Below are 16,788 nucleotides of genomic sequence, written 5' to 3'. Positions count from 1 at the left end.
TTGGGGATGTGGTTGCGGTGCGTGCTGTCCGTGTGCACGAGTTCGGCGGACCCGAGGTGCTCCGCGTGGAAGAGATCCCCGAGCCGGCGGCAGGTCCGGGGCAGGTCCTGGTGGCGCTGGAGGTCGCCGACGTGATCCTCCTCGACACGCTGCTCCGCAGCGGCTGGGGCGGCGAGTACTTCCCGCTGACCCTCCCGTACGTACCCGGCGGAGGCGGCGTCGGCAGCGTGCTCTCGGTAGGCGAAGGCGTGGACCCGGCCTGGCTGGGCCGCCGCGTCCTCGCCCGCGTCCCCGGAGGCTACGCCGAGCAGACCCTTTTCCCGGCCGACGAGATCGTCGAGGTCCCCGACGGCCTGGGCTCGGCGGAGGCCGCGGCCATGGTGCACGACGGCGCCACCGCACTGCTGCTGGCCCGCCGCGTGGAGATCACAAAAGGCGACTGGGTCCTGGTGGCGGCCGCGACGGGCGGCGCGGGTTCGCTACTCGTCCAACTCCTGCGCGACGCCGGCGCACGGGTCATCGCCGCGGCCCGCGGCGAGCACAAGCTCGCGCTGAGCCGGGAACTGGGCGCGGAACTCGCCGTCGACTACTCGCTCGACGGCTGGCAGGACCGGGTGCGCGAGGCCACGGGCGGGGTCGGCCTCGCCTTCGACGGCGCGGGAGGAGCACTCGGCAGGGCCGTGTTCGAGGCCGTGGCCGACGGCGGCCGCTTCGTCACCTATGGCAGCTCAGGCGGGTTCGCCGACGTCGACCCGGAACTGGCGAGCCGTCGGCGAGTGCACGTGGACAACGTGCTGGCGGCCGGAGCGCCCGACCCTGCGACCTTGCGCGGACTCCACACGGACGCGCTCGCTCTCGCGGCGCAGGGCCGACTTCGGCCGGTGATCGGCGCGACGTACCCGTTGGCGGAGGCGGAGAAGGCGCATCGGTCACTGGAGGAACGCGCCACGCTCGGCAAGTCGCTCCTGCTGATCTGATCACTCCCGCGCACCGAGGTAGTCCCGCTCGGGGCAAGCGGTCGATGGCAGCCAGTCAGAGGGTGCTGGTCCGGGGGGCAACGAGGCAGCCGGTCAGGGCGGCTGATCGGGGCGGCCGGTCGGCGCGGCTGATCGAGTCGGCCGGTCGGGGCCGGCAGGTTGGTCGGGACGGTCGGGCGGGGCCGGCAGGGCGGGGCCAGCAGGGCGGTGAGGTCGGCCGGGATGGTTGGCCGGAGCCGCAGGCCGGAGCCGCAGGCCGGAGCCGCAGTTCGGAGCCGCAGGTCGGAGCCGCCGATCGAGGTAGCTGGTCGGTCCGGAGGGCCAGGTCAGGGGCTCGTCCTGTCCGGTCGTGCCTTCTCGCTCACCTCCGTTTGCCGCACCTGCCGCCGCCCGCCCGCCCCCTTCCGCTTTGCGGGGGAAGGTGATCATGGTTTCCGGACATCTACTAGACGGGGTCAGGCGTGGATCAGGACCAGGTTCACCCGTCCGGGTGGCCGGAGCTGGCCCGGGCTGGGCGGCGCTGGCCGGGGGCTGGGCCACCGCTCGTAGCGCCCGCGACCCGCGTGTTGCTTGCCGGCCGGAGCCGGGGTGCGCCGCCATCCCCGGTACGGCGCAACCCGGCTCGAGCTGGGCCGTCAGCCTCCTGCCACCGAGGGCAGGATCTGGATTTCGGCGCCTGCCGGGAGTGGGGTGGACGGGCCGGACAGGCGGCGGCACTCCTCGCCGTTGACGTAGAAGTTCACGTAGCGGCGGAGGGTGGATCGTTCGTCGCGCAGGCGGCGGTCCAGGGCTGGGTAGGTGTTTGCCAGTACGTCGAGGGCGGCTCCCAGGGTGGCCGGGTCTGGGACTTCAACGTCGAGGTGGGCGGCGCCGTCGGTGGCGTTGCGCAGGACGCCTGGGATCAGGACGGTGACCTTCACGTCGGGATCACCGCGGCTCGGACCGACATCACGTCCGGGAGGTGGGCGGCTACCCGGTGCCAGGTCTCGCCCTCGTCCGGGCTGGCGTAGACCTCGCCTGAGCGGGAGCCGAAGTAGACGCCGGGGACCGGGGCGTCGTCGGCGCACATGGCGTCGCGCATCACGGCTGTCCAGAAGGCGTCGGGCAGGCCTTCGCCCAGCGCCTCCCAGGACGAGCCGGCGTCGCGGGAGCGGTAGACGCGGCACTTGCCTTCCGGTGGGAAGCGGCGGCCGTCCGCCTCGATCGGGAACGTGAAGATCGTGTCCGGGTCGTGGGGGTGGACGACCATCGCGAAGCCGAAGTCGGTCGGCAGGCCCTCGGCGATGGACTGCCAGGTGTCGCCGCCGTCGTCGCTCCGGTAGACGCCGTGGTGGTTCTGGGCGTAGAAGCGCGAAGGCGACGAAGGGTGTTGTGCGACCTTGTGGACGCATTGGCCGAACTCCGGCCACGGGTCCGGGAAGAAGTACGCCTTGATGCCCTTGTTGCGGGCTTCCCAGGACTTGCCGCCGTCGGCCGTGCGGTAGACGCCGCCGGTCGACATCGCCACCAGCATCCGGTCGGGGTCGACCGGGTCGGGCACGATCGTGTGCACCGCCTGGCCGCCGAAGCCCGCCTCCCACTCCGGGCGGTGCGGATGGTTCCAAAGGCCCTCGACGAACTCGAACGAGCGGCCGCCGTCCGACGACTTGAACAGCGCTGACGGCTGGGTGCCCGCGTAGACCACGCCCGGTTGCGAGGCCGGAGCGGGCTGGAGCTGCCAGACGCGTTCCAACGCGGCGTCCTCCACCGGGAACGCGATCGGTGGTGTGGAGGACTCCTCCCAGGTGGCGCCCAGGTCGTCCGAGATGGACACGCCGGGGCCGAAGTGCGGTGAGGACACCCCGGCCATCAGGCGCAGTCCCGCACGCGAGTCGAACGCGACCGCGTACACCTCCTGCATCGCGTGGTGCGGCCCGTCGACCTGCCACGTGACCCGATCCTCACTACGGGCGAGCCACAGTCCCTTGCGCGTACCGATCGCCACGACCACCGTCATCGCAACGCAGCCTCCCAGTCAGAAGATGTGATGCGGAGCACGTTACGCCGGGGGTCTGACAATTTCTGAGCGCGAGGGAAACCCCACGTAGACCCACAAGTTACTCACTGGTAGCGTCCGAAAGAAGAGACGCAAGGAGGCTCCAGTGCTGCTCGACCCGAACCACTACGACCCCGCCCACCTCGACGACGAGACGCGGCGCCTGCTCAGGGCGACCGTCGACTGGTTCGAGGCCCGCGGCAAGCGGCAGCTCATCGCGGACGCGCAGGACAAGGTCTGGTACACCGAGTTCCTCGACTTCGTGAAGCGCGAGAAGCTCTTCGCCACCTTCTGCACGCCCGCGAGCGTCGACGGCACCAAGCGCTGGGACGCCGCCCGCAACGCCGCGTTCAGCGAGGTGCTCGGCTTCTACGGCCTTCAGTACTGGTACGCCTGGCAGGTCACGGTTCTCGGCCTCGGCCCCATCTGGATGAGCGGCAACGAGGAGGCCAAGCAGAAGGCGGCGGCCCTCCTCGACAGCGGCGCGGTCTTCGCGTTCGGCCTCTCCGAGAAGGAGCACGGCGCCGACGTCTACAGCACCGACATGATCGTCACGAAGACCGACGACGGTTACCGGGCCAGCGGCAGCAAGTACTACATCGGCAACGGCAACGTCGCCGGCATGGTCAGCGTCTTCGGCAAACTCGCGGACTCCGACGAGTACGTCTTCTTCGCCGTCGACAGCCAGCACGAGAACTTCGAGCTGGTCAAGAACGTCGTGGACAGCCAGATGTTCGTGAGCGAGTTCCGCCTCGACGACTACCCGATCACCGACGCGGACGTCCTGCACCGCGGCCCCGACGCGTTCAGCGCTGCGCTCAACACGGTCAACGTCGGCAAGTTCAACCTCTGCACGGCCAGCATCGGCATCTGCGAGCACTCGTTCTACGAGGCGATCACCCACGCCCACAACCGGATCCTCTACGGCAACCCGGTCACGAACTTCCCGCACGTGCGCCAGAACTTCGTGGACGCCTACGCGCGCCTCACCGCCATGAAGCTGTTCGCGGACAGGTCAGTCGACTACTTCCGCAGCGCCAACGAGAACGACCGCCGCTACCTCCTCTTCAACCCCATCACCAAGATGAAGGTGACGAGCGAGGGCGAGAACGTCATCGACCTGCTCTGGGACGTCATCGCCGCCAAGGGCTTCGAGAAGGACACCTACTTCACCCGCGCCACGGCCGACATCCGCGCGCTGCCCAAGCTCGAGGGCACCGTGCACGTGAACCTGGCGCTGGTGCTGAAGTTCATGCCGAACTACCTCTTCAACCCCAAGGCCTACGACGAGGTCCCGACGCGTCACGACGCGACGGACGACGACTTCTTCTGGCACCAGGGCCCCGCGCGCGGCCTCGGCAAGATCCAGTTCCACGACTGGGAGCCGATCTACGCCGAGCATGCCCACCTGCCCAACGTGGCGCTGTTCCACGAACAGGCGAATGCCATCAAGACCCTGCTCACCACGGCCGCACCGGACGCGGACCAGCAGAAGGACCTCGACTTCCTGCTCAACCTCGGCCACCTGTTCACCCTGGTCGTCTACGGCCAGCTGGTCCTGGAGCAGGCCAAGATCACGGGCACCGACCAGAGCGTCCTCGACCAGATCTTCGACGTCCTGGTCCGCGACTTCGCCGGCTACGCGACCGCCCTGCACGGCAAGGCCAGCAGCACCGAGGCCCAGCAGCAGTGGGCCGTCGCGCAGATCCGCAAGCCGCACGTCGACCAGGCCCGTTTCGACGCCGTCTGGCAGCAGGTCGAGGCGCTGTCCGGCCGGTACGAGATGCGCCCCTAGAGCACCGAACGAGACACAAGGGGGCGGAGCCGACAGGTTCCGCCCCCTTGACGTGCGCGTTACACAAACGTTTACATGAGGCTCTGCCGCCGCACTCCGCAGATTGGAGCGCGCGCAAGTGGATCTCCGCAGATGGCGCACAGCCGCAGTCGCCACCCTCATCGCCGCAGGCACTCTCGTCACGCCCCAGGCACAGGCGCAGAAACCAGACCTGGCGCTGACACCGCCGATGGGCTTCAACAACTGGAACAGCACGCACTGCCGCAACGACTTCAACGAAGACATGGTCAAGGGCATCGCCGACATCTTCGTGACCAAGGGCCTGAAAGACGCCGGCTACGAGTACGTCAACATCGACGACTGCTGGGCGCTCCCCGAACGCGACGCGAACGGCGACCTCGTCCCCCACCCGGCACGCTTCCCCAACGGCATCAAGGCGGTAGCGGACTACGTCCACTCCAAGGGCCTCAAGTTCGGCATCTACACGAGCGCGGGAACCAAGACCTGCAACAAGGAAGGCGGTTTCCCGGGCGGCCTCGACCACGAGGTGCAGGACGCGAGGCTGTTCGCGGGCTGGGGCGTCGACTACCTCAAGTACGACAACTGCAACAACCAGGGCGTGGACGCGAAACTGCGCTACACCAGGATGCGCGACGCTCTGAACGCCACCGGCCGCCAGATCGTGTTCAGCCTCTGCGAGTGGGGTCAGAACAAGCCGTGGGAGTGGGCGAAGGACGTCGGCCACCTGTGGCGCACCACCGGCGACATCAGTGACAACTGGAACACCATGGTGTCGATCGCCAAGCGCAACATGGAACTCGCCGACTTCGCGGGCCCCGGTCACTGGAACGACCCTGACATGCTGGAGGTCGGCAACGGCGGTATGACGGACCTCGAGTACCGCAGCCACTTCAGCCTCTGGTCGATCATGGCAGCCCCGCTGCTGATCGGCGCGGATCTGCGCAAGGTCAGCCCGGAGACGTTCGAGATCCTGGAGAACCGCGAGGTCATCGCCGTCAACCAGGACAAGCTCGGGTTGCAGGGCAAGGTGATCCGCGACGAAGGCGGCAACCACGTCCTCGTCAAGCCGCTCAGCAACGGCGACAAGGCCGTCCTCCTCTTCAACGAGAACGACAGCGCCACCACCATGTCCGTCACGGCACAAGAACTCGGCCTCGGCAAAACCAACGGCTACAAGGTCCGCGACCTCTGGGCCAAGACCACCACCCACACCGCGAACGCGATCAGCGCCGCACTCCCGCCGCACGGCTCGGCGATGTTCCGTGTCAGCAATGCCAACGACTGGTACCGGTACCCGCCCACCGTCACCACGGCCGCGGACGGCGAAGTCCTGTACCCAGGCGCACTTCCGATCGTCCAGCCCGGCAGGACCGTCACCTACACCACGTCCGTCGCCAACGCCGGGCGCCTGCCGATCGCCCTGGTCCAGGCCACCCTCCAGGTCCCCCAGGGCTGGTCCGCGAAAGCCACGACGACCAGTTTCAAGGCGATCCTGCCCGGCGAGAGGAGCTTCCGGACCACCTGGCAGGTCACCGTGCCGCAGAACGCCCAGGCCGGCAGGTTCCCGGTCAACGCGAGCTTCACCTTCCACAGCCCGCACGAGAACAACCCGGTGACCAGGCAGTACTCCGCCGAGGCGCTGGTACCCGGCGCGGCCCCGGAGGGCGAACTCTTCGTCAGCGACCTGAAGTGGCTGCGGTCAGCGAACGGCCACGGCCCGGTGGAGATCGACACCACCAACGGCGAGGCCAAACAGGGCGACGGCGGCCCGATCACGATCCGCGGCAAGGTCTTCGCGAAGGGCCTCGGCACGCACGCCCCCGCCCACGTCGAGTACTACACGGGCGGCAACTGCACCAAGCTCACCGCGACCATCGGCATCGACGACCGGAAGGTCAACCCGCTCAGTCTGGTCAGCTACGAGGTCTGGGCCGACAACAGAATGGTCCACGACAGCGGCCCGGTCACCGGCACCGACGCCGCGAAGTCGCTGGAAGCCGACGTCTCCGGCGCCACGGTCACCCGGCTGATCGTCAAGGACGGCGGTAACGGCAAGTCCTACGACCACGCAGACTGGGGTGACCTGAAGATCACCTGCTAGCCGGACTGGTAGCGCTCCAAAGCCGCGATCATGAGTTCGAGCCCGAACTCGAACTCATGATCGTGGTCGTAGGTCCCCAGCTCGTCCAGAACCCCGGCGGACAGCGGAAACGCCGCCATGTCGACGTCGACATAGGGAGACAACGCGATCCCGCCGAGTTCCGGCGAGGTCGCGACCTCCCGCATCAACGTGCCCAGCAGGTACGACACCATCGCCCGCATCATCCCGACGGCCACCTCGCCCCGGAACCCCGCGCGGTCGAAGTTCACCAGCGCCGCCTCGATCGTCCGGAACCCCGCCTCGGTGCTCAGCCGCCGCGTCGCCAGCATCACGAACGCGCGGGGGTGCCGGCGCGCCAGCTCCCGCACCGCACGGGCGTGCGCCCGGATGTGGTCGCGCCAGTCGTCGCTGTCGACCGTGTACGGCCGCGCCTCGGCCATGATCCGCTCAGCCGCGAGATCCACCAGCAGCGCCTTGTTCGGCACGTGGTTGTACAACGACATCGTGCCCGCGCCCAGCTCGGCGGCGAGACGACGCATCGAGACGGCCTCCACGCCCTCACGTTCGATCAACCGCACTGCCGCATCCACGATGCGGGCACGGGTCAGCGGTTCACGTGATGAGGACACTGGCGGAGACCATACGACGTGGAGTAACTTCCCTGCGACGTACGGCGTACGTAGGAGGGTCGGCCGGCATGACCGAGTCCAAGGCGCTCAGAGCGCTGCGCGAAGCGATCGTCTTGGAGCACATGGAGTCGCAGAACGACCACGACTTCGACACCTCCCTGAACACGTTTCCGCACCCCCGCTACGAGATCATGGCGTCCGGCCAGGTCTTCGAAGGCGTGGACGCGGTCCGCGACTACTGGCAGCGCACCCGCGCGGCGTTTCCCGACCAGCGCAACAAGGTCATCGACGTCCATCACGCGGACGACGCCGTGATCCTCGAGTTCGAGCTGCAGGGCACGCACCTCGGCAGCCTCATCGGCGAAGAGGTGACCGGGCGGTCGTTCAAGGTCAGGATGGTCGGTTTCTTCCTCTTCGACAAGGACGTTCTCGTCTGCGAACGGGTCTACGGCGACACGGCGACGGTCATGAGCCAGCTCGGCATGCTCGACGTCCCCGAGAAGTTCTAGAGGACCACGCGCACCTCTCCGACGACCTGCCCGCCCCCGAGCACCGGCACGGACAGGGATTCCCCTGCGGGCGACACGTCGAACCCCAGGGCCGCCAGCGCCGTGAGCCCGATCGCCGTCGTGGCACGGGGATTGCCGTCGAGCACCTTCACCGCGACCGCGTGCCCGGCGGTGGTCGCCAGCACCAGCACACCCTCCGCGCCGCCCTTGGCCACCACGCCCGGCAACCGCTGCATGACCACGGTGTTCACGTGCCCGGTTCCGCCGACGTACTCGGGAAACCCGCGCATGGCATCGGCAACGGGCGTGCGCACCAGCCCCTGCATCGCGCGCGCCAAGCCGTGCAACGACAGTCCGTACACCGGCGCACCGCAGCCGTCGATCGCCGTGTGCGCGACGGACTCGCCCGAAAGCTCCTCGACTGTCCGCATCACCAGCTGCTGCAACGGATGTGAAGGCTCCAGATAGGTCTGCGTCGGCCACCCCGACGCCACGCACGCCGCCAGCATCGCCGCGTGCTTGCCGGAGCAGTTCATCCGCACTCGCGTGGGTTCCGGCACGCGCTGACGGGTCTCCTCGTCCTCCGGCCACGACGGCGGGCATTGCAGCAACTCCACCGGCAACTCGCCGAGCAGCCGCGTCACCAGTTCGACGTGCCGGTCCTCCCCCGTGTGCGACCCGGCCGCGATCGCCAGCGCGGGCCCCGTGAGCGGCGCTCCGGCGGACAGGCACGCCAGCGCCTGAAACGGTTTCATGCACGACCGCGGCAGCACCGGATCCCGCACCGCGCCAACGGACACGCCCATGTCACCCGACGGCAGCAGGCCGACGACGCTGCCGTGGTGCAGGCTCTCCACGAACCCGGACCGGGTGACCTCAGCGAGCAGTGCGGGCACGAGAAGCCTCCAGCCGGTGGGCCAGCCTGGACAGCGCCAGGTTGACCACGAGGTAGACGAACGCGACGACGATGAAGGTCTGGATCAGCAGACCGTTGTAGTTCGCGAGCACCCGGCCGTTGAACAACAACTCCGTGTAGGACACGACATATCCCAGCGAGGTGTCCTTCAACAGACTGACGGCCTGGGTCACGAGCAACGGCGTCATGTGCCGCACGGCCTGTGGCAGCACCACGAACCGCGTCACCGCGCCGTCCGGCATGCCCAGCGACAACCCGGCCTCGCGCTGGCCGGGATCGACCGCCGAGACGCCCGCCCGGAAGATCACCGCGTAGGAGGCCGCGTGCGACAACGCCAGCGGCACCACGAGTTTCCAGAACAGCGGCAGGTTCACGCCGAACGACGGCAGTACGAACAGCATCACGTACACGAGCAGCAGCACCGGAACCGTGCGCATGACCTCGGCGTAGGCGCGAGTGAACCGGTTGGGCCGCAACGCGAGCAGCAACCCGCCCGCCATCGCCAGCACGCCGGTCGCGCACGCCGCCACCACCGTCGACCACAGGCCACCGAGCAAATACCGCCAGACGGGCCAGGTCAGGTACGGCCTCCACCGGACGGGGTCCAGCTGCCCACCGGCCGCGAACTGCCGCAACCCCAGCGCCACCAGTCCGGCCAGCACGAGAGCGGACACCACCGAGATCCAGAGGATCCGGCGGCGCGCACGTGGTCCGGGAGCGTCGAACATCAGGCCAGCCGCCGTTCCAGCACCCGCGCGCCGAACCCGATGCCGGCGGCCATCACCAGATAACAGAGCCCGACGCCGGTGAAGACCAGCAACGGCTGCGCGAGCTCCAGGTTGATCCGTTGCGCCGCACGGGTCATGTCCACCACGCCGACGACACCGGCCAACGCCGTGGCCATCGTCAACGCGATCGCGATGTTCGCCAACGGCTGCACGACGCGTCTCGAAGCCTGCGGCAGGATCACGTGCCGCAACGACTGCCGGAACGAGAGACCCAACGCCCGCGCGGCCTCGCCCTGCCCGGACGCCACCGAGTTCACGCCCGACCGTAGTGCTTCCGCCACGAAAGCCGCCTCGTACAGCGCGATCGCCGTGAAGGCCGTCCAGAACAACGGCATCTTCACGCCCACCTCGGGCAGCCCGAACACGAACAGCACCAGCCACGCGAGCAGCGGGATGTTCCGCCACACCTCGACGTAGACCACGCCGACGCCTCGCAGCAACGGCACGGGCACGATCCTCAGTACGGCCACGAGCAACCCGACGAGCAAGGCGCCGGCGAACGACAGCAGGGTCAGGGCGACGGTGTTCAGAAAGCCTTCGAGGACCAGGCTCATGAGGCGATCGCGGGTGGCGCCGGTGCGTCGCCGGTGACCACGGTGCCGATCGTCTGCTTCCAGACCTCCTGCCACAGCCCCGACTTGCCGATCTCGCGCAGCCAGTCGTTCACGAACTCGGTGAACTCCGCGTCGCCGTGCTTGATGCCGATGCCATAGGGGTCCTCGGTGAACGGCTCGCCGACGAGCTGCAGCTCGCTGTCCTTCGACGCGTCGGCCACCAGAATCGCCTGGTCCTGCACGTAGGCCTCGCCGCGGCCCTGCTTCAACGCCGTCAGGCACTCGGGATCGGACCCGAACTCGAGGATCTTCGCGGTGGGCGCCACGTCCTGCACCGCCTTCACACCGGGGGTGTTCGCGCCGACGATGACGGTCTTCCCCGCCAGATCAGCGGGTTTGCCGATGCCGGACGTGCCCTTGCGCACCGCGATGGACTGCCCCGACTGGTAGTACGGTCCGGCGAACGACACGCGCTCGGCCCGTTGCGGGGTGATCGTGTACGTCTGGATGATCACGTCGACGGTGCCGTTGGCCAGCAACGGTTCGCGGGTCTCGGAGGTCGCGGAGAGCAGCTCCGCGGAGGGCTTGCCGACGACGTACTGCGCGAGCAGTTTGCCCAGGTAGGCGTCGAAGCCGGTGAGCTCGCCGCTGATCGGGTCGAGCTGGGACAGCAGCGGGGCGTCCTGGGAGCCGCCGATGATCAGCTCGCCGCGCTTCCTGATGCGGTCGACGGCCGAGCCTGGGGTCACCTGACCTGCGTAGACGGGCGCCTTGGCCAGCAGGGCGTCGATCTTGCTCCCGCCCGGCACAGCGTTCTCACCGCCGGAGCACCCGGCCACGAAGAGCAACAGAGCGGCTACGAACAGTCTCCCCATGCCGCGACGCTACTGATCGCGATCAATCAGGCACAAGATACGACAAAGCCGCTTGTCCGATAGTGGACAGGCGGCTTGTCAGATACAGATCAGATGTGCTGACCAGTCAGACTCAGACGGCGCGAACGCCCTGGGCCTGCGGGCCCTTCTGGCCCTGACCGATCTCGAACTCGACCCGCTGGTTCTCTTCGAGAGCCTTGTAGCCGTTCATCTGGATCTCGGAGTAGTGGACGAACACGTCGGCGCCACCGTTGTCAGGGGAGATGAAGCCGAAGCCCTTCTCCGCGTTGAACCACTTGACGGTGCCCTGTACTGCCATCTTGCTACTTCTCCTCTAACAGGTGCCGGATCGCGCTCGCGACCACCGGGGTCAGGACACGACGGTGCCTTCTCCGGAACCTGGAGAAACCACGCACTCGCGACCTCGTTCCGCGAGCGGGGAAATCCACGAACACGCAACGTACGACCATGGACAGTCAACCATGGGTCCCCGGCATCAGTCGAGCTATGGATCTCACTGATCTCGCTGCTATCGTGAGACTCCAAATGATCTCGCGGAGGTACCCGTGCCCGAGCAGATGACGCTGTCGATCACGGTCACAGTCGCCCCGCGGATGGCGGGTGGTCTGCTCGGGCTGGTCACCAAGTACCTCGCGAAGCAGGCTGGGGAGACCCGGGGCAAGGACCGCACGACGGTGGTCAACAAGTCCAGCGGACCCGTCCACGGCACGCTCTTCCAGATCGGCAGCGTGCACGGGGACGTCCACTACCGGGACCGGTAACCTGGAGGGTCGTTGACCCAGGGGGCCATGGCTTGACCGGCAGCGACAGACTGCTCTTCTTCTTCATCGGCTTGGTGACCACATTCGTGTTCATCCGAATCAGCGTGCGCCTGATCAGGGCGAAGGTCCGCTGGTGGCCGGGCAACTTCGTACACGGCGACACGCACGTGCATCACGTCGTGTTCGGCACCGTGCTGTTGTTGTTGTCGAGCGTCACGAGCCTCGTCATCCCGGACGACATGTACGGGGCCAGGCTGGCCGCCGCGGCCGTTCTCGGCGTGGGCGCGGCGCTGGTGCTCGACGAGTTCGCGCTGATCCTGCACCTGAGGGACGTGTACTGGACGAAGGCGGGCCGGTTGTCCGTGGACGCCGTGTTCCTCGCCGTCGGTCTCACCGGGACGTTCCTGCTCGGCGCGCGCCCGTTCGGCTACGACGAGGTGCTGCAGCTCAACCCGGAGACGACGCCGGCGTCCACGTTCACGCTCCGGCTGATCATCATCTCCGTGAACCTGTGCTTCGCGATCGTGGCGCTGCTCAAGGGCAAGATCTGGACCGGGCTGCTCGGCCTGCTCGTGCCGGTGGTGCCCGCCGTGGGCGCCGTGCGACTGGCCAGGCCCGGCTCACCGTGGGCTCGCTGGCGCTACCACGAAGGCTCGCGCAAGCTGACCCGCGCCTACCGCCGGGAGGCGCGGATCAGGCAGCCGATCATCCGCGCGAAGATCGCCGTGCAGGAGTTCATCTCGGGACGTCACGACCTGCCTGATCAGGACAGGCCGTGACGAGCGAGCTCTAGTGGTGTGGCTCGGAACGGATCACCTCGCCGACGTTCCGTGACGCGCCACTAGCTTCCGACGATGTCCTGCTGGGCGCAGGCCGCGGCGAGGTCGCCTGCGCACAGCTCCGCCGGCTTGACGATGCCCTCGGTGACCAGCGTCCGGACGCTCTCCTTCTTGATCAGCGTCGCGCCGAGCAGCACCGACTTGATGTCACGCCGCGCGACGGGGTCCCGCAGGTTGCCGGTGGCGAGGTCGTCGGCACCCTCCAGGTCGCCGCGGGCGATGGCGATCGCCAGCCTGGACGCGGCCTCGGCCTCGTCGCGCACCGGCTTGTAGACGGTGATGCACTGGTCGCCGCGCAGCACGGCCCGCAGGCCGTCCACAGTGGCGTCCTGGCCGGTGACCGGGACCTTGCCCGCGAGGTTCTTCTTCTTGAGCACGGCGATGACCGCGCCCGCCAGGCCGTCGTTGGCCGCGACCACGCCGTCGACCTTGCCCTGGTTCTCGTTCAGGATCTGCTCGAACAGCTGCCCGCCGAGGTCGTTGTTCCAGTCGGCGACCGGCTGCGACTTCACGAGCTTGAGCGCACCGCTGTCGTACTTCGAGGACAGCCGCGACTTCTGGCCCTGGGTGAAGAGCGTGGCGTTGTGGTCCGTCGGAGCGCCCTCGATCTCGATGATGTTGGCGCCCGGCTTGTCGCCGAGGCAGGCCAGCAGGCCGTCCGCCTGCAGCTGGCCGACGTTCACGCTGTCGAAACCGACGTGGTACTCCGCCTGGCCGCCGAGGGTGACCCGGTCGTAGTCGATGACCGGGATGTTCGCGGCCTTCGCCTTCTTCTGCACCGCGAGGCCGCCCGCCGCCGACAACGGCGTGATCATCAGGACCTTCACCTTGCGGCGGATCATCTCGTCGGCGATCTGCGCGAACTTCGCCTCGTCTCCCTCGGCGTTCTCCATGAACGGTTCGATGTCCGCGTAGTTGAACGCCTGTGTGAGCAGGGGACGATCCTGCTCTTCCCAACGCGTGGATGTCGTTCGGTCGGGAAGGATTACCCCGACGATTGGTTTGGGACCACGCGTAGGCAGCGTCGGAGACCCCTGACCTGCTTCACCACAGGCAGAGAGGAGAAAGAGCAGGCACGCCGACGATGCCATTACCCGTCTTCGCATAAACGCGGAGTTCAGTCCTTGAATCTTGTTAAGTCAAGATTTGTTCTCATAACATCACGCTCCGCTGCCGATCGGCTACAGTTCGATTCCGTACGAAAGGCGCTGATGCGTGACGTATTTTCGTGTCAGTGTGTCCAACTTGGGCGGCAATCGGGGGCCGCACCGTGTTGTTGGATCCAGCCCTGACCGGGTGTGAGGAGACAGCTAGGTGAGAACGCGCAGAACCGTGATGGCGGTGGCGGCAACGGTGTCGCTGATCGCAGCGGGCACTTCGGCGGCGGGGGCCGCGCCGGCCACCACAGGGCCGACCACGGAGTACACCGTCCTTCTGGAAGAACCCGGAAACCGCGACTTCGCGATCGACGCCGTGCAGGCGGCGGGCGGCGAGGTCGTGCGGAGCAACGACGCCGTCGGCCTGCTGACGGTCAAGGCGCCCGCGAACGGCTTCGCGGAGAAGGTTTCCGCTTCGAGCGCGATCGTCGGCGCCGCTCGGACCAAGCCGATCGGGCACGCGCCCGCGGCGAAGGCCGAGAAGGTCAAGCGGGACGACGTCGAGAAGGAGAACAAGACCGAGCAGGCCGCCAAGGCTCCTGCCGCGTCGAAGTCGACGGCCGGCATGGACCCGCTCGACGGCGACCTGTGGGGCCTGAACCTCGTTCGCTCCAACATCGCGCGGGCCAAGCAGGCCGGCGACAAGCGCGTGTACGTCGGCATTCTCGACACCGGTGTGGACGGTTCCCACCCGGACATCGCGCCGAACTTCAACAACGAGCTCTCGCGCAACTTCACCGTCGACATCCCGAACGACTCCGACGGTGGCGTGTTCGACGGCCCGTGTGAGTTCCGCGGTTGCGTCGACCCGGCCAACTGGGACGACGGCGGCCACGGCACGCACGTCGCCGGCACCATCGGCGCCGCTGCCAACGGTTTCGGCATCTCCGGTGTCGCGCCGAACGTGTCGCTGGTCAACATCCGCGGCGGCCAGGACGCGGGATCGTTCTTCCTGCAGCCCGTCGTCGACGCCCTGACCTACGGTGCCGACATCGGCCTGGACGTCATCAACATGTCGTTCTACGTCGACCCCTGGTACATGAACTGCGCCAACGACCCCACGGCCTCGGCCGAGGAGCAGCTGGAGCAGCGCACGATCATCGCGACCGTGCAGCGCGCACTGAACTACGCGCACCGCAAGGGCGTCACGCTGATCGGTGCCGGTGGCAACAACCACGAGGACCTGGGCAAGCCGCGCCAGGACACCGTGAGCCCGAACTACCCGCCGGGTCACAACCGCCCGCGCCCGATCGACAACGCGACGTGCCTCAACCTCCCCACCGAGGGCAACCACGTCATCTCGGTGTCGGCTCTCGGCCCGTCGACCGCCAAGGCCGACTACTCGAACTACGGCCTTGAGCAGACGGCGATCTCGGCTCCCGGTGGTTACTTCCGCGACGGCCTCGGCACGCCGTGGTACCGCACCAACGAGAACCTGATCCTGTCGACCTACCCGCGCAACGTCGCTCTCGCCGAAGGCGCGATCGACGAGGCCGGCAACATCACCGAGGCCGGTCTGGCCGCGGGTGTGAAGAAGGCCGTGCAGGGCGACAAGGTCGGCTACTACCAGTTCCTGCAGGGCACCTCGATGGCCGCCCCGCACGCCGCTGGTGTCGCCGCGCTGATCGTCAGCCAGTACGGCAAGAAGGACAAGAAGAACCCCGGTCTGACCCTCGACCCGGACAAGGTCGAGAAGGTGCTCTACAAGACCGCGACGCAGCGCGCCTGCCCGAACCCGCGCACTGTCTCGTACGTCAACGTGGGCCGCACGCCGGAGTTCGACGCCACCTGTGAAGGTGACTCGAAGTTCAACGGCTTCTACGGTCACGGCATCGTGGACGCCTACGGTGCTGTCACCCGTGGTGGCCAGTTCCTGTAAGTCCTTGTAGGACAACGAAAGGCCCCCGGGTTCTTGACGGGGGCCTTTCGCATGCGACGAAAGTGGACTCTCCCCCACCACCTTCGTCTGAACTGTTCCGGCCTGCCTTGACCGTGCCGCAGCGGCATAGTTTCAACTGGGTCGTGTCAGCAACCGAAGGAGGAGGGGAACGTCGTGGCGTGGAGCACAAGCCAGCTGGCCGATCTCGCCGGCACGACGTTGCGCACGATCCGGCACTACCACGACGTGGGCCTGCTCGCCGAGCCGGAACGCCGCGCCAACGGCTACAAGAGCTATGGCGTGCCCCATCTCGTGCGGGTGCTGAGGATCAAGCGCCTCACCGACCTCGGGTTGTCGCTCACGCAGATCGCGGAGCTCGGTGACGGGGACGAACATCCTCGCGAGGCGTTGCGGGAGCTCGACGCCGAACTGGCCGCGCAGATCGAGCGGCTGCAACGGATCAGGGCCGAGCTGGCGCTGGTGCTGCACCAGGAGGCGCCGACCGACCTGCCGCCGGACGTCGCGGCGATGATCGAGAACGCGAACCTGTCTCCGCAGGACCGCTCGTTCACCGTCGTGCTGGCCCAACTGCTCTCGCCGGAGACGCTGGCGAAGTACGCCGGGACGCTGAAGGACTACGCGCGGGATCCGGCGGTCGTGGCGTTCGACAACCTGCCGGAGGACGCGGACGAGCAGACCCGGCAGGCCGTGGCGGACGGCATGCGCGAGATGCCGTACATGGCGCTGTTGCGAACAGCGTTCCCGGATCCGGCCGGTCTGTACACCGACGCACCGCGCGGTGTGGAGCACGCGAGGAAGACCGTCATCAAGGTCCTGGTCGAGCTCTACAACAAGGCCCAGCTGGACGTTCTCGTCCGCATGAGCGGCTGACATTCCATTTGGTTCGGCGCGCCTGGACGGGCGCGTCGTC

At 67.8% G+C, this 16,788-nt stretch carries 17 protein-coding genes; 8 read left to right on the top strand and 9 right to left on the bottom strand.

Annotation, left to right across the window (positions count from 1 at the left end):
* The first annotated feature begins 17 nt into the window (after positions 1-17).
* Entirely contained in the window at positions 18-977 is a 960-nt protein-coding gene (locus ACIRG5_RS27760; RefSeq protein ID WP_402909611.1) for a zinc-binding dehydrogenase, read from the top strand.
* A gap of 635 nt (positions 978-1,612) precedes the next feature.
* On the opposite strand, the gene ACIRG5_RS27755 is transcribed toward ACIRG5_RS27760, so the two are convergent.
* Together ACIRG5_RS27755 and ACIRG5_RS27750 are read right to left on the bottom strand one after the other, a co-directional pair.
* Entirely contained in the window at positions 1,613-1,897 is a 285-nt protein-coding gene (locus ACIRG5_RS27755) for a MoaD/ThiS family protein (protein WP_402909609.1), read from the bottom strand.
* Positions 1,894-2,973 (bottom strand): WD40/YVTN/BNR-like repeat-containing protein, encoded by a 1,080-nt coding sequence (locus ACIRG5_RS27750; protein ID WP_402909607.1) that lies wholly within the window; start codon positions 2,971-2,973, stop codon positions 1,894-1,896. The genes ACIRG5_RS27755 and ACIRG5_RS27750 overlap by 4 nt, the downstream gene beginning before the upstream one ends.
* A 145-nt stretch (positions 2,974-3,118) precedes the next feature.
* Between ACIRG5_RS27750 and ACIRG5_RS27745 the strand changes: the two genes are divergently transcribed.
* Both ACIRG5_RS27745 and ACIRG5_RS27740 read left to right on the top strand, forming a co-directional pair.
* Positions 3,119-4,807: an acyl-CoA dehydrogenase gene (locus ACIRG5_RS27745; RefSeq protein ID WP_402909605.1), complete on the top strand. Its 1,689-nt coding sequence runs from the start codon at positions 3,119-3,121 to the stop codon at positions 4,805-4,807.
* A gap of 118 nt (positions 4,808-4,925) precedes the next feature.
* Positions 4,926-6,929 carry an NPCBM/NEW2 domain-containing protein gene (locus tag ACIRG5_RS27740; protein WP_402909603.1) on the top strand — a complete coding sequence of 668 codons (2,004 nt, stop codon included), beginning with the start codon at positions 4,926-4,928 and terminating at the stop codon, positions 6,927-6,929.
* Here ACIRG5_RS27740 and ACIRG5_RS27735 read toward each other — a convergent pair.
* The gene (locus tag ACIRG5_RS27735; protein WP_402909600.1) at positions 6,926-7,558 is read right to left on the bottom strand and encodes a TetR/AcrR family transcriptional regulator C-terminal domain-containing protein; all 633 of its coding nucleotides are present in this window, start codon (positions 7,556-7,558) and stop codon (positions 6,926-6,928) included. The two genes, ACIRG5_RS27740 and ACIRG5_RS27735, sit on opposite strands and share 4 nt — an antisense overlap.
* Before the next feature lie 68 nt (positions 7,559-7,626).
* Between ACIRG5_RS27735 and ACIRG5_RS27730 the strand changes: the two genes are divergently transcribed.
* The gene (locus ACIRG5_RS27730) at positions 7,627-8,067 is read left to right on the top strand and encodes an ester cyclase (protein ID WP_319978124.1); all 441 of its coding nucleotides are present in this window, start codon (positions 7,627-7,629) and stop codon (positions 8,065-8,067) included.
* On the opposite strand, the gene ACIRG5_RS27725 is transcribed toward ACIRG5_RS27730, so the two are convergent.
* The 5 genes from ACIRG5_RS27725 to ACIRG5_RS27705 form a co-directional block, all read right to left on the bottom strand.
* Positions 8,064-8,963 (bottom strand): asparaginase, encoded by a 900-nt coding sequence (locus ACIRG5_RS27725; RefSeq protein ID WP_402909597.1) that lies wholly within the window; start codon positions 8,961-8,963, stop codon positions 8,064-8,066. The genes ACIRG5_RS27730 and ACIRG5_RS27725 overlap by 4 nt on opposite strands.
* A complete protein-coding gene (locus ACIRG5_RS27720) occupies positions 8,944-9,711 on the bottom strand; it encodes an amino acid ABC transporter permease (protein ID WP_402909594.1) in 768 nt (255 codons plus the stop codon). Before ACIRG5_RS27720 ends, ACIRG5_RS27725 begins: the two co-directional genes overlap by 20 nt.
* Positions 9,711-10,325: an amino acid ABC transporter permease gene (locus ACIRG5_RS27715; protein WP_402909591.1), complete on the bottom strand. Its 615-nt coding sequence runs from the start codon at positions 10,323-10,325 to the stop codon at positions 9,711-9,713. The genes ACIRG5_RS27720 and ACIRG5_RS27715 overlap by 1 nt, the downstream gene beginning before the upstream one ends.
* Positions 10,322-11,200 carry a glutamate ABC transporter substrate-binding protein gene (locus ACIRG5_RS27710; protein WP_402909589.1) on the bottom strand — a complete coding sequence of 293 codons (879 nt, stop codon included), beginning with the start codon at positions 11,198-11,200 and terminating at the stop codon, positions 10,322-10,324. The genes ACIRG5_RS27715 and ACIRG5_RS27710 overlap by 4 nt, the downstream gene beginning before the upstream one ends.
* Before the next feature lie 112 nt (positions 11,201-11,312).
* Entirely contained in the window at positions 11,313-11,519 is a 207-nt protein-coding gene (locus tag ACIRG5_RS27705; protein WP_030468404.1) for a cold-shock protein, read from the bottom strand.
* Positions 11,520-11,766: 247 nt separating this feature from the next.
* On the opposite strand from ACIRG5_RS27705, the gene ACIRG5_RS27700 reads away from it, so the two are divergent.
* Positions 11,767-11,982 carry a hypothetical protein gene (locus tag ACIRG5_RS27700; RefSeq protein ID WP_402909586.1) on the top strand — a complete coding sequence of 72 codons (216 nt, stop codon included), beginning with the start codon at positions 11,767-11,769 and terminating at the stop codon, positions 11,980-11,982.
* A 74-nt stretch (positions 11,983-12,056) separates the two neighbouring features.
* Positions 12,057-12,761, top strand: coding sequence for a hypothetical protein (locus tag ACIRG5_RS27695; protein ID WP_402909583.1), 705 nt, complete (start codon positions 12,057-12,059; stop codon positions 12,759-12,761).
* Positions 12,762-12,823: 62 nt separating this feature from the next.
* On the opposite strand, the gene ACIRG5_RS27690 is transcribed toward ACIRG5_RS27695, so the two are convergent.
* The gene (locus ACIRG5_RS27690) at positions 12,824-13,912 is read right to left on the bottom strand and encodes a sugar ABC transporter substrate-binding protein (RefSeq protein ID WP_402909580.1); all 1,089 of its coding nucleotides are present in this window, start codon (positions 13,910-13,912) and stop codon (positions 12,824-12,826) included.
* Between the two features lie 244 nt (positions 13,913-14,156).
* On the opposite strand from ACIRG5_RS27690, the gene ACIRG5_RS27685 reads away from it, so the two are divergent.
* The gene (locus tag ACIRG5_RS27685; RefSeq protein WP_402909966.1) at positions 14,157-15,857 is read left to right on the top strand and encodes a S8 family serine peptidase; all 1,701 of its coding nucleotides are present in this window, start codon (positions 14,157-14,159) and stop codon (positions 15,855-15,857) included.
* A 174-nt stretch (positions 15,858-16,031) separates the two neighbouring features.
* Positions 16,032-16,748, top strand: coding sequence for a MerR family transcriptional regulator (locus ACIRG5_RS27680; protein WP_402909578.1), 717 nt, complete (start codon positions 16,032-16,034; stop codon positions 16,746-16,748).
* Positions 16,749-16,788: the final 40 nt, after the last annotated feature.

It is taken from the genome of Lentzea sp. NPDC102401, assembly GCF_044765805.1.
Taxonomy (GTDB): domain Bacteria; phylum Actinomycetota; class Actinomycetes; order Mycobacteriales; family Pseudonocardiaceae; genus Lentzea; species Lentzea sokolovensis.
Note: the sequence above shows the minus strand (reverse complement) of the source record. Positions and strands in the feature narration are given on the sequence as shown.

Bases quoted from the DNA above. Each gene is read 5' to 3' on its own strand.
- ACIRG5_RS27685 (WP_402909966.1), top strand. From the start codon at position 14,157: ATGGCGGTGGCGGCAACGGTGTCGCTGATCGCAGCGGGCACTTCGGCG.
- ACIRG5_RS27710 (WP_402909589.1), bottom strand. From the start codon at position 11,200: ATGGGGAGACTGTTCGTAGCCGCTCTGTTGCTCTTCGTGGCCGGGTGC.
- ACIRG5_RS27750 (WP_402909607.1), bottom strand. From the start codon at position 2,973: ATGACGGTGGTCGTGGCGATCGGTACGCGCAAGGGACTGTGGCTCGCC.
- ACIRG5_RS27720 (WP_402909594.1), bottom strand. From the start codon at position 9,711: ATGTTCGACGCTCCCGGACCACGTGCGCGCCGCCGGATCCTCTGGATC.
- ACIRG5_RS27705 (WP_030468404.1), bottom strand. From the start codon at position 11,519: ATGGCAGTACAGGGCACCGTCAAGTGGTTCAACGCGGAGAAGGGCTTC.
- ACIRG5_RS27730 (WP_319978124.1), top strand. From the start codon at position 7,627: ATGACCGAGTCCAAGGCGCTCAGAGCGCTGCGCGAAGCGATCGTCTTG.
- ACIRG5_RS27715 (WP_402909591.1), bottom strand. From the start codon at position 10,325: ATGAGCCTGGTCCTCGAAGGCTTTCTGAACACCGTCGCCCTGACCCTG.
- ACIRG5_RS27690 (WP_402909580.1), bottom strand. From the start codon at position 13,912: ATGGCATCGTCGGCGTGCCTGCTCTTTCTCCTCTCTGCCTGTGGTGAA.